Source organism: Methylobacterium sp. 275MFSha3.1 (genome assembly GCF_900108435.1).
Taxonomy (GTDB): Bacteria; Pseudomonadota; Alphaproteobacteria; order Rhizobiales; family Beijerinckiaceae; genus Methylobacterium.
In genome coordinates, this window is the sequence record NZ_FNWP01000003.1 from 296,015 (window position 1) to 312,807 (window position 16,793).

Consider the following 16,793-nt stretch of genomic DNA (forward strand, 5'->3'; position numbering starts at 1 on the left):
GCGATGACCGACGCGCTGCCCGCATCCGGACACTTCGTCGATCCGGCGCCCTTCGAGCCGGAGGCCCGGACCGAGAGCCCGGTCGCCACGGCCTCCGCGTGGCGGCTCATCCTCCGCAAGTTCCTGCGCCACCGCCTCGCCGTGGCCTCGGCCCTGATCCTGCTCGCGCTCTACGCGACCGTGCCGTTCGTCGAGCAGCTCGCGCCCTATGGACAGGCCCGCCGCAACGGCGACTTCCTCTACGCGCCGCCACAGGGCGTGCACCTGTTCCACGAGGGCCGCTTCGTCGGGCCGTTCGTCTATCCCTACCGGGCCCATCTCGACCTCGACACGTTCCGCCGGGACTACAAGGTGGACGCCGCCGCCCCGCAGCCGCTGCGCTTCCTCTGCCGGGGCGACGGCTACGACTGGCTGGGGCTCGTCCGCACCGACCTGCACCTCGTCTGCCCGCCGGAGAACGGCACGCTGTTCCTCCTCGGCACCGACAAGCTCGGGCGTGACCTGTTCTCGCGCATGATCTACGGGGCCCGGATCTCCCTCACCATCGGCCTCGTGGGCGTCGCCATCTCGTTCGCGCTCGGGCTCTTCTTCGGCGGCATCGCGGGCTATTTCGGCGGCGTCGTCGATGCCGGGGTGCAGCGGCTGATCGAGGTGGTGCGCTCCCTGCCGGAGCTGCCGCTCTGGCTCGCCCTGTCGGCGGCGCTGCCGCCGAACTGGAGCCCGCTGCTGATCTTCTTCGGCATCACGGTGATCCTCGGCCTGCTCGACTGGCCGGGGCTCGCGCGGGCGGTGCGCGGGAAGCTCTTGGCGCTGCGGGAGGAGGATTTCGTCCAGGCCGCCGAGCTGATGGGCGCCTCGCCGACCCGGGTGATCGGCCGTCACCTGATCCCGAACTTCATGAGCCACCTGATCGCGTCGGCGACGCTGTCGATCCCGACCATGATCCTCGGCGAGACCGCCCTGTCGTTCCTGGGCCTCGGACTCAGATCGCCGGTGACCAGCTGGGGCGTGCTGCTCAACGAGGCGCAGAATCTCGCGGCGGTGCAGCTCTACCCCTGGCTGCTCCTGCCGGTCCTGCCCGTGCTGGTGACGGTGCTCGCCTTCAACTTCATGGGCGACGGCCTGCGCGACGCTGCCGACCCGTACCACTGAGGGGCGCGCGCCGCGCCGTGTGGCCTACCCGGCCAGCGGCAGCGGCGCGATCCGCGTCGGGGCGGCGACGCCCTTGCGCTCGAGGAGGCCCGGCGACGGCACCGGGGCGTCGATGGTGCACACCACGCCGGTCGGCTCGTAGCTCAGCACCACCTCGCCGGCGAGCTCGCGCGCCAGACTGCGCTCGATCAGGCGCGAGCCGAATCCGGTCCGCGTCGGCTTCTTCACCGGCGGGCCGCCGCGCTCGGACCAACGGAGCGAGAGCTGCATCTCGTCCAGTCGCCGCACCGTCCAGGCGATCTCGACCGTGCCGCCCTCGGTCGAGAGCGCGCCGTACTTCACGGCGTTCGTGCCGAGCTCGTGCAGGGCCATGGCGATGGACAGCGCGAGCCGCGGCGGCAGCCGCAGGGCCGGTCCCTGAACCTGGAACCGCGAGGCCCGGCCGTCGCCGGCCTCCAGCGGCCGGATCGCGTCCGCTACAACGGCTGAGAGTTCCGCCCCCTCCCAGCTCTCCCGGGTCAGCACGTCGTGCACCCGCGCCAGGGCGAGGAGGCGCGCCTCGAAGGCGGCGCGCGCCGCGTCGGCCTCGGCGCCTTCCAGCCCGCGCAGCGACTGGGCCGCGATCGACTGCACCGTCGCCAGGGTGTTCTTCACCCGGTGGTTCAACTCGTGGATCAGGAGCAGGAGGTGCTCCTCGGCGTTCTTCGTGTCGGTGATGTCGATGTTGCAGCCGGTGTAGCCCAGGAAGTTCTGGGCGTCGTCGAGCCGCGGCACGCCCTCGCACTGGAGCCAGCGCACCGCGCCCGTCCGGTCGATCACCCGCGCCTCCGTGCGGAACGGGATCCGGGCCTCGAACGCCTCCGTGAAGGCGCTGCGGAAATTCTCCAGGTCGTCGGGATGCACGATCTGGTGCCAGCCGTCGTCGTTGAACCGTGCGGCCGGCAGCCCGAACAGGTGCTCGAAATGGAGGTTGGCGAAGCTGACCGCGCCGGTCTCGTCGGTCATCCAGATCAGGGCCGGCGCCGAATCGGCCATGTGCCGGAAGCGCGCCTCGGACTCGCTCAGGGCGCTCAGGCCGCGCTTTGTCTCGGCGAGTGCACGGTCGCGCTCCTCCTCCCGGGTGCGCAGCCGGAGAGACGCCTCCGACAGCACGACGCCGAGCCGCTGAATCTCGTGGATCGGCGACGACACGCGCGGGATCGCCTCGCCCCGGGCCAGGGCAGGCCCCGAAGCGGCCAGCAGCCGGAGGGGGCGCGAGACCCGCGACCAGAGGTTCACCGCCAGGAGCGACGAGGTGGCCAGCACCAGCAGGCCGAAGCCCGCGAAGGCCCAGATCCAGCGCCGCACCCGCGCGTCGACGAGGGCCTGCGGGATGCTGGTCGCGACCATCCAGCCGGTGAGCCGCGAGCGCGCCTCGATCACCACCACCGGCTTGTGCTGGCGATCCTGGCCCTCCCAGACCCCGGGCGTCGACGACTGCACCTGGCGGAGGCTGGCGAGGCGCTGCTTGCCGACCACCGCCTCGGGATCGGGCAGGCGCGCCAGGACGATGCCCGACCTGTCGCTGATCCCCGTCGTCCAGCCCGGGACGACCTCCCGGGACAGGATGCCCTGCAGACGCGACAAGGGGACGGTGAAGCTCAGGATATAGCCGACCTCGCCGTCGACCATCACGGGCACGCCGACCGCGTAGGTGGCCTCGCTCGGCGTCGGGCCCGGCACGTAGCCGCTCACCATGGCGCGCTGCGTCCCGCGGGCCAGATCCTGGTCGAAGGGTAGCGTCACGATCGGCATCGGCGCGCCGCGCGGCACGCCGGTATTCACCATCTCTTGCCCGTTGGGCCGGCGCAGGAGCACGTCCAGGTCGATCGATTCGCGGACGAGGCGCGCCTGGGCGTCGAACGCCTCGAAGTCGCCCTGCCGGATCCGCGGTGAGGTCGCCAGAGTCTGCAGCACCGACACGAGGCCGGCGGTGTCGCGGTCCAGGGACAGGCCGATGCCGCGCACGTTCTCGCGGGCGTCCTGCTCGAACCGCGCCCGCTCGGCGGAGGCGTAGCGCATCAGCAGGATGCTGGTGAACAGCAGGCCGGGGCCGATCAGCGCGATCACCAGCGCGATCAGGTAGACCTGGGTCGAGAAGCCGTTTCGCCCGAAGCGGTGCAGCCGCCGCGACAGCCAGGAACGGCGCGCGGGAATCACCGCGGGGACGCCCGCGCCCTCGGCGTGATGGTCCGGACTCAAGCGGGGTCCGTCCCCGGCCCGCGGTGCCACGCGGGCTCGTCGCCGTTCCCTCGCCTCATGACCGGTCGATATGACCGAGATCGCGTGTCGGGTCGAGGTGGTCGCGCACGCGCTGCTTCAGCGCCTTCACGTCCGGGAAACCGCCGTCGCGCACCCGTTCCCACAGGAGCACCCCGTCCAGTTGGATGTTGAAAGCGCCCCCCGTGGCCGGGACGAGGGCGACCTCGCCCAGATCATCGCGAAACGTCGAGAGGAGTTCCTGCGCCATCCAGGCGGAGCGCAGCAGCCAGTTGCACTGGGTGCAGTACGTGATCGCGACGCGCGGCCGTCCTGGCCTCGCCGCGCCCTCCACCGTCACGTCGCTGCCGGGCTTCGCGCCCGCTGGCCCATCGTGCATGCCCGCACAGCGCACCGGGCCGGCGCCCTTGTCAACCTCACGCACGCGCACGTCGGCGTGCCCCGGGCCGGCGACGGCGGCGCTCAGCCGAGTGCGGTGCGTAGTTGGACGCCTGCTCGAACGATCGTCCGGCTGTCGGCCAACATCGCCGGCCGCGCTTGACGTCGCGGCCCGCCGCGCTCTAGAAGGCCCGCCACCGGGTCGCGGCGCCCCCACGGGCGAGCGGCGATGGCGTGCGCTCAGGCGGCACGCCGGTACGGACGGTTAGCACAGCGGTAGTGCGTTCCCTTCACACGGGAAAGGTCGCAGGTTCGATCCCTGCACCGTCCACCATCATCCCCTATCCCCCGAAGGTCTGATCCCGCGGCTCCCCGCGTCGGTTTGCCACCCGAAAAGCGCGTGCTAAGGGCGCTCGATCGGTGAACGCATAAGCTTGGACCCGGCCCGATCCGGGTCGCAGGTCACAGGCAGGGGAAGGGCGGGAACAACCATGAAGGACATCCTCGACAAGCTCGAAGAGCGGCGGGCGCAGGCCCGGCTCGGCGGCGGTGAGAAGCGCGTCGAGGCCCAGCACCAGCGCGGCAAGCTGACGGCGCGCGAGCGCATCGAACTCCTCCTCGACCACGGGTCGTTCGAGGAGTTCGACATGTTCGTGCAGCACCGCTCCACCGATTTCGGCATGGAGAAGCAGAAGATCCCCGGCGACGGCGTCGTGACCGGCTGGGGCACGATCAACGGCCGCACGGTCTTCCTCTTCTCGAAGGACTTCACGGTGTTCGGCGGCTCGCTGTCCGAGGCGCATGCCCAGAAGATCGTGAAGGTTCAGGACATGGCGCTGAAGATGCGCGCCCCGATCATCGGTATCTTCGACGCCGGCGGCGCGCGCATCCAGGAGGGCGTCGCGGCTCTCGGCGGCTACGGCGAGGTGTTCCGCCGCAACGTCATGGCCTCGGGCGTCATCCCGCAGATCTCGGTGATCATGGGTCCCTGCGCGGGCGGCGACGTCTACTCGCCGGCCATGACCGACTTCATCTTCATGGTTCGCGACACGAGCTACATGTTCGTGACCGGCCCCGACGTGGTGAAGACCGTCACCAACGAGGTCGTGACCGCCGAGGAACTCGGCGGCGCCAAGGTCCACACCACCAAGTCGTCGATCGCCGACGGGTCCTTCGAGAACGACGTCGAGGCGATCCTCCAGATCCGCCGCCTCCTCGACTTCCTTCCGGCGAACAACATCGACGGCGTGCCGGAGCTGGAGAGCTTCGACGACGTCAATCGGATCGACGCGTCCCTCGACACGCTGATCCCGGACAACCCGAACAAGCCCTACGACATGGGCGAGCTGATCCGCCGCGTGGTGGACGAGGGCGACTTCTTCGAGATCCAGTCCGCCTACGCGCGCAACATCATCACCGGGTTCGGCCGGATCGAGGGCCGGACCGTCGGTTTCGTGGCCAACCAGCCGCTGGTGCTCGCGGGCGTGCTCGATTCGGACGCCTCGCGGAAAGCCGCGCGCTTCGTGCGCTACTGCGACGCCTTCGGCATCCCGATCGTCACCTTCGTGGACGTGCCGGGCTTCCTGCCGGGCACGGCGCAGGAATACGGCGGCCTGATCAAGCACGGCGCCAAGCTGCTCTTCGCCTACTCGCAGGCGACGGTGCCGCTGGTCACGATCATCACCCGCAAGGCCTTCGGCGGCGCCTACGACGTCATGGCGTCGAAGCACGTCGGCGCGGACGTGAACTACGCGTGGCCGACGGCGCAGATCGCCGTGATGGGCGCGAAGGGCGCGGTCGAGATCATCTTCCGCAGCGAGATCGGCGACCCGGAGAAGATCGCGGCGCGCACCGGCGAGTACGAGGACCGGTTCCTCTCGCCCTTCGTGGCGGCCGAGCGCGGCTACATCGACGAGGTGATCATGCCGCATTCGACCCGCCGCCGGATCGCCAAGGCCCTCGGGATGCTTCGCACCAAGAAGATGGAGCAGCCCTGGAAGAAGCACGACAACATCCCGCTCTGAGGCGGGCGCACGGGCCGGCGGCCGCGCCGCCGCCGGTCTCAGCTGCGGTTGCTGTTCTCGATCACCGCGCACAGCGTCAGCGGGCCCTTGTCGGGCGACACCATCGCCGAGCAGGTGACCCGGGCCCCGCCGAGATCGACGTTGCTGTGCCTGAGCTTCGTGGCCGTCGCCTGGGCCCGGTGCGCGGCCTCGGTGATCACGGCGGCGTCGATGCCGGTCACCGCGTGCCCGGCCTGCCCGAACAGGTCGTAGTAGCGGTCGGGCGGGTTCGCCCCGCGAAACTGCGCGCCCACAGAGGACAGGTTTGGCCCGCCGCAGGCCAGCGTCAGGGTCATGTCCGGACCGGCCGTGAAGCTCGCGTAGTCGCTCCGGCGCTCGGCCGTCTTGGCCGCCGTCTCGGCCGTGACCTTGTCGACCAGCCCGTCGCAGGACTGTGCCCGGACGGGGCCGGCGCCGGCCGAGAGGGCGGTGAAGACGAGGAGAGGCAGGAGCGCGCGCATGCCCGCGAGGTAGCGCGGCGGTCCGGAAAGGCGAGCGGCGCGGCGTTCCGGCGCGCCGCGCCCCACCCCGATGCGGATCAGGCGGATTCGCCCCGTCCCCTGACCAGGACGGGTCCCTCGCCGACGAGGAGGCGCCGCTTGAGGCGGGCGATGCCCTCCCGCTGCAACTCGCTGGGCGGGGAATGCGCGCTGGCCACCTGGGTCAGCATCGCGATCAGCTCGCCCCGCTCGGACACCGTCAGCGCGTCGCGCAGCAGCGGCGCCAGGGCGTCGGCGACCTGCGAGAACGGGAGACGCGCCTGCGTGTAGCCCCAGGCCCGTTCGAAGGTTGCCGAGATCCGATCCACCTCGAGCGGACGCTCCATGTATTCGAGGATCCGCGTCTTCTCGCTGGCGGTGAGGGGGCTGCCGGTCCGGACCAGCTGGATCATCAGGATCACCGCCGCCAGGCGCGGATCGCGGACGCGCTGCAACGGCGTCCCCACGAGGTTCTGGAAGGTCGAGACGGCGCGGCGCTGAAGCCCCTTCGTGTCCCGGTTGACCTCCTGCAGGCCCTTGACGGTCCCGTGCGTCCGCAAGATCCAGAACAGTCCCGCGACGATGATCCCGATGAGGCCGAGCAGGATCGGCATGAGCGTCCCCAGATCGAATCGACGCGGGACGCTCTCACGCACATCTCGGTGTGTCAAACCCGCGTCAATGCCTGCGAATGACCGCTGTGACTTGCGGGATCGCGCGCGCAGGCGACACATCCATTGTGCGCGACCTGGATCTACTTCACCGATGCGGCGACCGTCGGCGTCCGCGTGACGCGCTCGCGCGCTCAGCTGGCGGTCGCGGACGCGTCCGACGTGCCGAGTTCGAGGAGGACGATCTCCGGCGGGACGCCCATCCGCACGGGGATCCGGCTCATCCCGAAACCGCCCGAGACGATCATGTGGCGGCCGTCCTGAACGATGTGGCCGTAGGAGTAATCGTGGCCGCGCACCTTCCGGATGGCGGGGGCGTGGCCGAACAGCCGGACCTGGCCGCCATGGGTGTGGCCGGCGAGGGTCAGCGAGACGCGGTCGGGCACGGAGACGAAGATGTCGGGTTCGTGGGCCATCAGGATCACGGGCGCCGAGTCCGTGACCGCTCGCAGCGTTCGCGGCAGGTCGGCCAGGCTGAACGTGTTCCACGCGTTGAGGAACGGCAGCTGGTCGCCGAGCCCGGCCAGCCAGAACGGCCGCCCGTCCTTCACGAGGCGCACGGCCTGATTCTCCAGAACCGGGATGCCCTGCGCCTCCAGCAGGCGCCGCACCGCCGGAACGCCGCGGCCGGCCCGCTGGACGGCGTGGTCGTCCCACCAATCGTGGTTGCCGAGGATCGCGTGCGTGCCGAGGGGCGCCTTCAGTTCGGTCATCATCCGGGCGAACTGGTCGAGCGGCAGCTTGCGCCACGCGATGCGCCCGGCCGGGTAGTCGCCGAGCAGCAGGACCAGATCGGGCGCGAGGGCGTTGGTGGCCGCGACGATCTCCGCCACCCGGTCGAACGGCATGTACGGCTCGCAGATGTGGAAATCCGCCAGCACCGCCACCCGCAGGCGCAGCGCCGGATCCCAGCGCGGCAGGGACGGCGCGTAGGATGTGACCACCAGCCGGTGCAGCGGCTCGACGTCGAAGGCGTAGACGCCCGTCGCGGCGGTGAGGCCGGCGCCCACGCCGAGCCCGGTCAGGAACTGCCGGCGGCTCGGCATGATCAGCATCGCGATAAGACCTGTAGGCTCCAGAACCCGCCGGGGTCCCGCTAGGCGCGCAGTCCGGCGAAAGCGGGGCGGCCCGCCTTCACGGCCGCGAGACCCTGGCCCGAAACCGGTTGACGGAATGTGGCCTGCCGCCGCGCTCGGTCTATAAGGCAGTGTCTCGTCCAGCGAAGCGATCCGGAACAGATGTTGAACCGCCCCCTGCGCATCGGCACCCGCGGCTCTCCGATGGCGCTCGCGCAGACCGGGATGGTGCGCGACCGGATCGTGGCGGCCAATCCGGGCCTCGAGACCGAACTGGTGGTCGTGACCACCGTGGCCGACAAGATCCTGGACCGGCCCCTGTCCGAGATCGGCGGCAAGGGCCTGTTCACCAAGGAACTCGAGCAGGCCCTGTTCGCCGGCGAGGTCGACGTCGCCGTGCATTCGATGAAGGATGTGGAGACCTGGCTCCCCGACGGCCTCGCCATCGCCTGCATCCTCGCGCGCGACGACCCGCGGGACGCGTTCCTGTCGCCGCACGCCGACGGCCTGTCCGGGCTGCCGGCCGGCGCCCGGGTCGGGACCTCGTCACTCCGCCGCGGCGCGCAGGTGCTGATGCGGCGGCCCGATCTCCGAGTGGTCCCGCTGCGGGGCAACGCCAACACCCGGATGCGCAAGCTCAAGGCCGGCGAGTGCGACGCGACGCTCCTCGCCATCGCGGGCCTGGAGCGCCTCGGCCTCGAGAGCATGGCGCGCAGCGTCCTGTCGGTCGAGGAGATGCTGCCGGCCGTGGCGCAGGGCGCCCTGGGCATCGAGTGCCGCTCGGACGACGCGGCGATCCGCGACCTCCTGGCGCCCATCGCCTGCGCGCGGACCACCATCGCGGTCTCGGCCGAGCGGGCGCTGCTCGCGGAACTCGACGGATCCTGCCGGACGCCCATCGCCGCCCTGGCGCAGATCGACGGGGACACTCTGCGGATCGACGGGCTGCTCTTCCTGCCCGACGGCAGCCGCCACTGGGCGGCGTCCCGGCAGGGACCCGTCGCGGAGGCGGAGCGGATCGGCCGCGAGGCGGGCGCGGCCCTCAAGGCGGCGGCCGGCGACACCTATACCCGCCACCTCCAGTGAGGGCCGGCCGATGCCCCGCGTGACTGTGGTCGACGTCTTCACGCACGCCGGCACGGGCGGCAATCCCTGTCCCGTCGTCTCCGACGCGCGGGCCCTCGACGCGGAGGCCATGCGGGGCGTCGCCCGGCGGTACGGCCACGAATCGGGCTTCGCGCTGCCGGCCGATGACCCGGCCCACGATCTGCACCTGCGCTTCTTCGTGCCGAACCACGAGATGGAGATGTGCGCCCACGCCACGATCGGCGTCCTGTGGGTGCTCGCCCGCGAGGGGCGCATCCCGGAGGGGTCGGTCCGCATCGCCACCGGCAGCGGTTCCGTAACGGGGTTCGTCAGCCCGCGCGGCGCGGATGCTTGGAGCGTCGCGATCACGCAGTCGGTCGGCCGCGTGCGGCCCCTGACGGACGAGCAGAGCGCCGCAGCCCAAGCGGCGCTCGGAATCGGGCGCGACGCCCTCGCTGCGCGGCCGGTCCACAACGCTGTGACGTCCCGGATCAAGACGCTCGTGCCGATGCGCGACGCGGCGGCGCTGAACGCCCTCGCGCCCGCCAGCGATGCCGTCGAGGCTGCCTGCACGCGGATCGGGTCGACCGGGCTCTACCCCTACGCCGTGCTCGACGGCCCGGCCCGGCTGTTCGAGGCGCGGCAGTTTCCCCGCGCCTCCGGCTATCCCGAGGACGCCGCCACGGGCATCGCGGCCGCAGCCCTGGCCTTCGGGCTGTTGCAGGACGGCCTCATCGAGCCGGACGATCGTCCGATCCGGATCCTGCAGGGTCGGGCTATGGGCCGCCTGTCCGAGATCCGGGTGCGGCTCGGCTTCGTGGACGGCCGCCCGGTCGGGTGCCTGCTGGAGGGCGACGTCGCGCTCGCCGAATCCGCCGACCGCGTGACCGCGACGGATGAGGGCGGCCGGATCGCGGGGTAGTGGCTCACCGCGCCGTCACGGCCCGGAGGCCGCCGTCGGTAACCGTGGCCTCAATCCACCTTGCCGTCCCGGTCGCGGCGGATGCTGCGGCGGACCGCGATGAGCTGCCAGACCCCGACACCCAGCGCCAGGGCGAAGACGAGTCCGATATCGAGGGCGGCGAACAGCCCGTCGCGCACCGATGAGCCTCCGCCGCGTCGATCAGGACGGTGCGGAGCGGCCGAACGCCTCGCGCTCGCGCATCCGCTCGATCAGGTCGAGGACGTGCACGACCCGGCCGCCGACGTCCCACCAGGGCCGCAGCGCCGGGCGCGCGCGCATCGGCAGGACCGGCTCGGCCGCCACGGCCTCGATCAGGAACGCCGTCTCGGGAAGCGGGGCCGCGCCGAGGCCGGCGGCGTCCGCGGGCGTTCGGATCGCGCGGACGATCAGGGCGAGCTTCCGCGCCGTCGTGACCCGGGCGCGGTGGCGGACCGAATCGTAGCCCTGCGCCGCAACGACCCGGCCGATCTCGGCGTAGATCAGCCCCGCCGCCCGGATCGAGGGCCGGCAGCCGCGTGGCAGCACCGCGATGCCCGCCTCGGCGCGCGCGTAGAGGCTGTCCGCCTCGGCGAGGAGGCGGGCCACCACGCCGGCCAGGGCCGGGCTCGGCCGCGGATCGGCGAGGAACGCGTCCGGATCGAGCCCCGCCTCCCGCATCCAGTCCAGCGGCAGGTAGAGGCGGCCCATCCGCGCGTCCTCGCCGACGTCGCGCGCGATGTTGGTGAGCTGCATCGCGGCGCCGAGATCGCAGGCGCGGGCCAGCGCGTCGGGACAGCGGGTCCCCATGATCAGGGACATCATCGCCCCGACCGAGCCCGCGACCCGGGCAGCGTAGGCGTGGAGCGCCCCGAGATCGGCGTAGCGCCGGCCCTCGGCGTCCCAGGCGAAGCCCTCGATCAGCGCGCGCGGCAGCGCTTCCGGGATCGCGTGGACCGCGACGATCTCCGCGAAGGCGCGGTCCGCCGGGGCGTCGGCGGGACGGCCCGCATAGGCCTGGCCGATCCGGGCCTCGAGACGCGCCACGGCGCCGCGCCGGTCGGCCGGGCTCGCCGCATCGTCGACGAGATCGTCGGACAGCCGGCAGAAGGCGTAGAGGCCGTAAGCCGCCTCGCGCATGTCGGCCGGCAGCAGCTGGCCGGCCGCGAAGAAGCTCTTCGAGCCGGCCCGGATCGCCATCCGGCAGGCGGTCCGGTCGGCCGCGGCGGCGAATTCAGGCGGTAACGCGGGCATCGGGGACCACGCTGTCGAGGATGCGGGCGGAGGACAGCACCCCGGGGAGGCCGGCCCCCGGATGCGTGCCGGCCCCCACGAGGTAGAGGTTGCGGACTGCGCTCGACCGGTTGTGCGGACGGAACCAGGCCGATTGCGTCAGCACCGGCTCCAGGCCGAATCCGGAGCCCCGGTAGCTCAGGAAATCGTCCTGGAAATCCAGCGGCGTCGTCACCTTCGAGGTCACGATGGCCTCCGACAGGCCGGGCATCACGCTCGCTTCGAGCAGGGCGGCGATCCGGCGCCGATACGGTTCGGCGAGGGTCTGCCAATCCTGGCCGCCGGCGAGGTTCGGCACCGGGGCCAGCACGTAGAAGGCGTCGCATCCCGGCGGGGCGAGGCTCGGATCGGTGGCGGTCGGACGGTGCAGGTAGAGGCTCGCGTCCTCGGCCAGCACCTTGCGGTCAAAGATGTCGGCGAGCAGGCCGCGGTATCGGGGCCCGAGCAGGATCGTGTGGTGATCCACCGCCGGGTAGCGCCGCTTGGTGCCGAAATACCAGACGAACAGTCCCATCGACGAGCGGGCCCGCTGGAACCGCCCCGGGCTCCAGCGCTGCGCCTCCGGAAGCAGGCGCGCGTGCGTCACGGCCGAATCGGCGTTGGACACCACGACGTCGGCCGCGATCGTCTCGCCGCTGGTCAGGTCGACGCCGGTGGCCGCCCCCGCCTCGACCCGGATGCGCGCGACCTCGACGCCGAGGCGCAGGCGGCCGCCCTGCGACCGGATCAGCCGCACCAGCCCGTCGACCAGCTGCCCCGTACCGCCCATCGCGAAGTGAACGCCCCAGCGCCGCTCGAGGTCGGCGATCAGGCAGTAGATGGCGCTGGCCCGGAACGGGTTGCCGCCGATCAGGAGCGGATGGAAGCTGAAGACCGTGCGCAGCCGCTCGTCGCGGATGAAGCGCGCCACCACGTCGTGCACCGAGCGGTGTCCCGAGAGGCGCAGCAGGTCGGGGGCAATCTTGAGCATCGCGCCGACGCTGCCGAACGGCACGTGTCCGAGCTGCTCGAACCCGATCCGGCAGACGGCGCGGCTGTGCGCCATGAAGCGCTCGTACCCCGCGACGTCGTCCGGCGCGAAGCGGGCCACCTCGGCGCGCATCCGGTCCACGTCGCCGCTGTAGGCGAAGGACGTGCCGTCGGCGAAGCGGATCCGGTAGAACGGATCCATCGGCACCAGCGTCACGTCGTCGGCGAGCCTGCGGCCGGCGAGTTGCCACAACTCCTCGAAGAGCTGGGGCGCGGTGACGATGGTCGGACCGGCGTCGAAGGTGAAGCCGTCCTGCCGGTGGACGCGGGCGCGCCCCCCGGGCTGCGCGAGGCGCTCCAAGACGGTGACGCGATAGCTGCGCGCGCCCAGCCGGACCGCCGCGGCGAGGCCGCCGAAGCCCGAGCCGACCACGACGGCGTGCGGGCGCCGATCGATCTCTTGCGCAACCCGATGGTCGACCGCGAGTGTCAGCATTGCTTGACACTATCGCGGTCCTTTCCCGCCGCGCAAGGACGAAATCGTGCGCGTCCCTGGCGGCGATGGTCGCGTCAGAACTCGCCCGCGAGGCCGGCGCGGACACCGACGGCGTTGTCGCCGCCGTAGGCCACGCCGGCGGTCACCGCGATCGGGACGCAGCAGGTCGGCAACCGGTGCGCCACAGCGAGACCGCCGGCCCACTCGCCCCGGTAGGTCGCCCCGTTGGTGGCCCAGGTCGTCTTGCCCGGCGCCGACGGCATCGGCGCGGTCGCCATCGCGATGGCCATGGCGACGCCCTGCCGGGCCTCCTTGCGGGTCTGGATGGCGTAGCGCTGGACCGAGTCGGTCTTCGCTTCCAGGTTGTTGACCTGCGCCTGCACCGAATCGATCCGGTTGCCGAGGCCGGCGATCGTCGACGGTCCGTAGGCCGAGGCCGCGAGGTTACCGTTCGCGTCCGTGGTCACGAAGGCCGTCGCTCCGCTCTGGGCGGCGGCGCTCGCCTGCGAGGCGATGCCGGCCAGCGTGTAGGTGTTCGCGGAATTGCCGATCGCGACCTGGTTGGCCTGGGTCGTCTTCACGTTCGCGCCGATCGCGATCGTGTTGGCCTGATTGGCGGCCGCCCCGTTGCCGAGCGCGACGCTGTTGTTGCCGGCCGCCGAGGCGGCCGCACCGACGGCGGTCGAGCCGGTTCCGGTCGCGCCGGCGACGAAGCCCAGGGCGGTGCTGCCGGCTCCGGACGCCGCGGAGGCCGTGCCGATGGCCGTTCCGCCGAGGCCCTGCGCGCTGGCCGCGTAGCCGAGGGCGACGCTGCCGGTGTTGGCGGCGCTGGCGCCCGTGCCGACCGCGGTCGAGGCCGTCCCGGCCGCGCTCGAACCGTAGCCCACCGCCAGCGCGTCGCTGCCGACGGCGATCGGCGCGGCCTGGTTGCTGGTGTTGTTAGCGGCGACGCCCGTAACGCTCGTGAGCTGCGAGAGCCTCAGTTCGTTGATGACGGTCTGCCCCTGGGACTGCGTCACGTTGCCGGTGATGATGTAGATGCCCTGATTGGACCCGCCACCGGTACCACCACCGGTTCCGCCTCCGCCGGTCCCACCCCCGCCGGTGCCGCCGCAGGTGCCGCAGCCGCCCGTTCCGGTCCCTCCCGCGGTGCCCAGGGTGAGACCGGTGCCGAGCAGCCCGTCTCCCGGACCGGTCGTGCCGACGAGCACGCCGGTCCCGAGCACACCCCCGCCGGTGGTCCCGACGTTGAGGCCGGTCCCCAGCACGCCGGTGCCGGGATCAGTGGTACCGACCGTGACGCCGGTGCCGAGAAGCCCGCCGCTCGTCGTGCCGACATTGAGGCCGGTTCCGAGCACGCCGCTGCCGGGGCTGCTCGTGCCGATCGTGAGCCCGGTGCCGAGGATGCCATTCGTGGTTGTATCCAGCGCGCCGCGCAGGAGCTGCGCCTGGGCGGGCGTCGCCAGGGCCGTGCAGAGCAGGAGCCCGGCCGCGATCGGGATCGCGCGGGCGGCGCCCGGACGGATGACAGCGATCATCGCAGTCCGCGGCGTAACCGGGACGACGGTCAAGGGACGCATCTGGAACTCCATTGCTGCGCGGCCGGGGAGCGATTCCGATCCGGCCCTGCAACCCGTTGGTCGGCAAGCAGGAACGAGACGCAGCTTCTGGTAGAATGATTAACGCTAACTTTCAGTTGTATTTGATCTCGTCGTTTCCCGTACAATGACGCGGTTCGCGGAGGCCGGCGCGCGCCCCGTGGCCCGCCTCAGAAAACGCGTGTTTGCGCGGCGATATCGCGCCGCAAAGGGGCTATAGGGGCTTGGAAATCCGAGCTTTCGGCAGGGAACGGACGCGTGATGGACGGTCGAGGTCAGACCATTTTCGTGGCGGGCCATCGCGGCATGGTGGGCTCGGCGATCGTGCGTCGCCTGCGTGAGCTCGGTCACGAGCGGATCCTCACGGCCGACCGCCGGACCCTCGACCTCCTCGATCAGGCCGCGGTCCGGCGCTTCTTCGCCGAGAACCGCATCGACCAGGTCTACCTCGCCGCCGCGCGCGTCGGCGGCATCCACGCCAACAACACCTACCCGGCCGAGTTCATCCACGAGAACCTGCTGATCCAGTCGAACCTGATCGACGCCGCGCACACGCACGGCGTCGACCGGCTGCTGTTCCTGGGCTCGTCCTGCATCTACCCGAAGCTCGCGCCCCAGCCGATGCGCGAGGACGCCCTGCTGACCGGGCTGCTCGAGCCGACCAACGAGCCCTACGCGATCGCCAAGATCGCGGGGATCAAGATGTGCGAGAGCTATAACCGCCAGTATGGGCGCCGCTATCGCAGCGTGATGCCGACGAACCTCTACGGCCCGAACGACAACTTCCATCCCGAGAACGCCCACGTGCTGCCGGCGCTGATGCGCCGCTTCCATGAGGCGAAGCGGGAGGGTCTGGCGAAGGTCACGGTCTGGGGCACCGGCCGGGCGATGCGCGAGTTCCTGCACGTCGACGACATGGCGCGGGCCAGCGTCTACGTGATGGAGATGGACGACGCGGTCTACGCCGCGAACACGCGCCCAGACCTCTCGCACATCAACGTCGGGACGGGTGAGGACTGCACCATCCGTCAGCTCGCCGAGGCGCTCGCGCGGGTGATCGGCTACGCGGGGGAGCTGGCGTTCGACGCGACCAAGCCGGACGGCACGCCGCGCAAGCTGATGGACGTGTCGCGGCTGCGGGCGATGGGCTGGCGGCCGGAGATCGCCCTCGAGGACGGCCTGCGCCAGACCTACGGCTGGTTCCTGGAGAACCACGCGACGCTGCGGAGCTGAGCGGGCCCGCCGTCGCGCCGCCCGGCTCACCGACCATCGCACAGCCACCGGGCATCCGCCCGGCGAGGAGACGGACCATGGCCCACCGGCCGCCCGACGACAGCGCGGACGCGCGACGGCGGAAGTTCCTGCAGAGCTTCCAGAATTTCGACGCGAACAGCCGGTTTCCCGCGCCCTACGCGCAGTTCGCCGGGAAGCCGCTGACCGAGGCGTCCGGTCAGGGCTGGCGCTACGACGCCCTCGGGTATCGCAACGACGCGCACGCGGACGCGCGGCCGCCCTCCGAGACGCTGCGGGTCTTCGTCGTCGGCGACAGTACGCTGATCGACGGCCAGGTCTTCGCCGACACCGTGCCCGGACGGCTGGAGACCGGGCTGAAGCAGGCGCACGGGCTCGGCGCGCGAGTTTACAATTTCGGCGCGGTCTCGGCCTGTCTCAACCAGATGATCGCCCTGATCACGACGCGGCTGATGGACCTGCAGCCCGACGTCATCCTGGTGGTCGGCGGCGCGACCGACATCTTCCAGCCTTGGAGCTTCGATCCGCGGGCCGGCGTTCCCTACAATCACTTCGCGAACGAGAGCCTCTACGACTACTTCTTCGACCCGAGGAAATCCGCCGAGGACGCGGAGGACCTGTCGTATGACGGCCTGCAGGCGATGATCTTCAATCGCCTCGAGAACCTGCGCGCGCTGACGAACTGGCAGTCCGACATCTGGGAATGGGAGGTGGTGCGGCAGTTCGAGCTGGCGCTCAGGCGCCTCGCGCGGCTCGCGCCCGGGATCGGCGCGCCGGTCCGGTTCCTCCTGCAGCCGACGGTCGTCCGCAAGGGGACGCTCGCGGGCGCGGAGGCCGGCGCCGCGTCCGGCGCGTTCCTCGCCTATCTCGACCGCCAGTACGAGCGCTTCGAGAGTGTCCTCGGGCGGCTGGACACGGCCGACCGGGCCTTCGCGGCGCGGAACCTGAGCCGGCTGTTCGAGGCCGACACCCGTGCCCTGTTCACCGACATCGTCCACGTGACTTCGGAGGGGCGCCAAGTGATGGCCGACCGTCTCCAGGCGGAGGTGGTCGAGACGGTCGGGGCGGCGACGGCCGCCTGA

15 protein-coding genes and 1 tRNA gene are annotated in these 16,793 nt (G+C 71.5%); 7 read left to right on the plus strand and 9 right to left on the minus strand.

What is annotated here, in order from left to right; genetic code table 11:
* Positions 1-3: 3 nt before the first annotated feature.
* Positions 4-1,152: an ABC transporter permease gene (locus tag BLW78_RS04335; protein ID WP_091676951.1), complete on the plus strand. Its 1,149-nt coding sequence runs from the start codon at positions 4-6 to the stop codon at positions 1,150-1,152.
* A gap of 24 nt (positions 1,153-1,176) precedes the next feature.
* Here the strand turns inward: BLW78_RS04335 and BLW78_RS04340 are convergent, their stop codons facing one another.
* The gene (locus BLW78_RS04340; protein ID WP_091676953.1) at positions 1,177-3,393 is read right to left on the minus strand and encodes a sensor histidine kinase; all 2,217 of its coding nucleotides are present in this window, start codon (positions 3,391-3,393) and stop codon (positions 1,177-1,179) included.
* Between the two features lie 55 nt (positions 3,394-3,448).
* On the minus strand, positions 3,449-3,790 hold the full coding sequence (locus BLW78_RS04345) for an Rdx family protein (RefSeq protein WP_234082982.1): 342 nt from the start codon (positions 3,788-3,790) through the stop codon (positions 3,449-3,451).
* A gap of 258 nt (positions 3,791-4,048) precedes the next feature.
* Here BLW78_RS04345 and BLW78_RS04350 point away from each other — a divergent pair.
* Positions 4,049-4,123: transfer RNA gene (locus BLW78_RS04350), tRNA-Val, on the plus strand.
* Between the two features lie 157 nt (positions 4,124-4,280).
* Positions 4,281-5,813: an acyl-CoA carboxylase subunit beta gene (locus tag BLW78_RS04355; protein WP_091676956.1), complete on the plus strand. Its 1,533-nt coding sequence runs from the start codon at positions 4,281-4,283 to the stop codon at positions 5,811-5,813.
* A 38-nt stretch (positions 5,814-5,851) separates the two neighbouring features.
* On the opposite strand, the gene BLW78_RS04360 is transcribed toward BLW78_RS04355, so the two are convergent.
* The 3 genes from BLW78_RS04360 to BLW78_RS04370 form a co-directional block, all read right to left on the minus strand.
* Positions 5,852-6,313 (minus strand): ABC transporter ATPase, encoded by a 462-nt coding sequence (locus BLW78_RS04360; protein WP_091676959.1) that lies wholly within the window; start codon positions 6,311-6,313, stop codon positions 5,852-5,854.
* Positions 6,314-6,390: 77 nt separating this feature from the next.
* Entirely contained in the window at positions 6,391-6,945 is a 555-nt protein-coding gene (locus BLW78_RS04365; RefSeq protein ID WP_091676961.1) for a tellurite resistance TerB family protein, read from the minus strand.
* 191 nt (positions 6,946-7,136) lie between these two features.
* Positions 7,137-8,057 carry a metallophosphoesterase gene (locus tag BLW78_RS04370; protein WP_091676964.1) on the minus strand — a complete coding sequence of 307 codons (921 nt, stop codon included), beginning with the start codon at positions 8,055-8,057 and terminating at the stop codon, positions 7,137-7,139.
* 183 nt (positions 8,058-8,240) lie between these two features.
* Between BLW78_RS04370 and hemC the strand changes: the two genes are divergently transcribed.
* Both hemC and BLW78_RS04380 read left to right on the plus strand, forming a co-directional pair.
* The gene (hemC, locus tag BLW78_RS04375; RefSeq protein ID WP_091676968.1) at positions 8,241-9,164 is read left to right on the plus strand and encodes a hydroxymethylbilane synthase; all 924 of its coding nucleotides are present in this window, start codon (positions 8,241-8,243) and stop codon (positions 9,162-9,164) included.
* A gap of 10 nt (positions 9,165-9,174) precedes the next feature.
* Complete coding sequence (locus BLW78_RS04380; RefSeq protein WP_091676970.1) at positions 9,175-10,086, plus strand: PhzF family phenazine biosynthesis protein; 912 nt, start codon at positions 9,175-9,177, stop codon at positions 10,084-10,086.
* Positions 10,087-10,136: 50 nt separating this feature from the next.
* On the opposite strand, the gene BLW78_RS31985 is transcribed toward BLW78_RS04380, so the two are convergent.
* The 4 genes from BLW78_RS31985 to BLW78_RS04395 form a co-directional block, all read right to left on the minus strand.
* Complete coding sequence (locus BLW78_RS31985; protein WP_280141588.1) at positions 10,137-10,265, minus strand: hypothetical protein; 129 nt, start codon at positions 10,263-10,265, stop codon at positions 10,137-10,139.
* A 22-nt stretch (positions 10,266-10,287) separates the two neighbouring features.
* Positions 10,288-11,358, minus strand: a complete 1,071-nt coding sequence (locus tag BLW78_RS04385) for a phytoene/squalene synthase family protein (RefSeq protein ID WP_091676973.1) — start codon at positions 11,356-11,358, stop codon at positions 10,288-10,290.
* Entirely contained in the window at positions 11,339-12,862 is a 1,524-nt protein-coding gene (locus tag BLW78_RS04390) for a phytoene desaturase (protein WP_091676976.1), read from the minus strand. The genes BLW78_RS04385 and BLW78_RS04390 overlap by 20 nt, the downstream gene beginning before the upstream one ends.
* 74 nt (positions 12,863-12,936) lie before the next feature.
* On the minus strand, positions 12,937-14,400 hold the full coding sequence (locus BLW78_RS04395; RefSeq protein ID WP_244526767.1) for a hypothetical protein: 1,464 nt from the start codon (positions 14,398-14,400) through the stop codon (positions 12,937-12,939).
* A 321-nt stretch (positions 14,401-14,721) separates the two neighbouring features.
* On the opposite strand from BLW78_RS04395, the gene BLW78_RS04400 reads away from it, so the two are divergent.
* Positions 14,722-15,693 (plus strand): GDP-L-fucose synthase, encoded by a 972-nt coding sequence (locus BLW78_RS04400; protein WP_020091962.1) that lies wholly within the window; start codon positions 14,722-14,724, stop codon positions 15,691-15,693.
* A gap of 77 nt (positions 15,694-15,770) precedes the next feature.
* A complete protein-coding gene (locus tag BLW78_RS04405) occupies positions 15,771-16,793 on the plus strand; it encodes a lipase (protein WP_091676981.1) in 1,023 nt (340 codons plus the stop codon).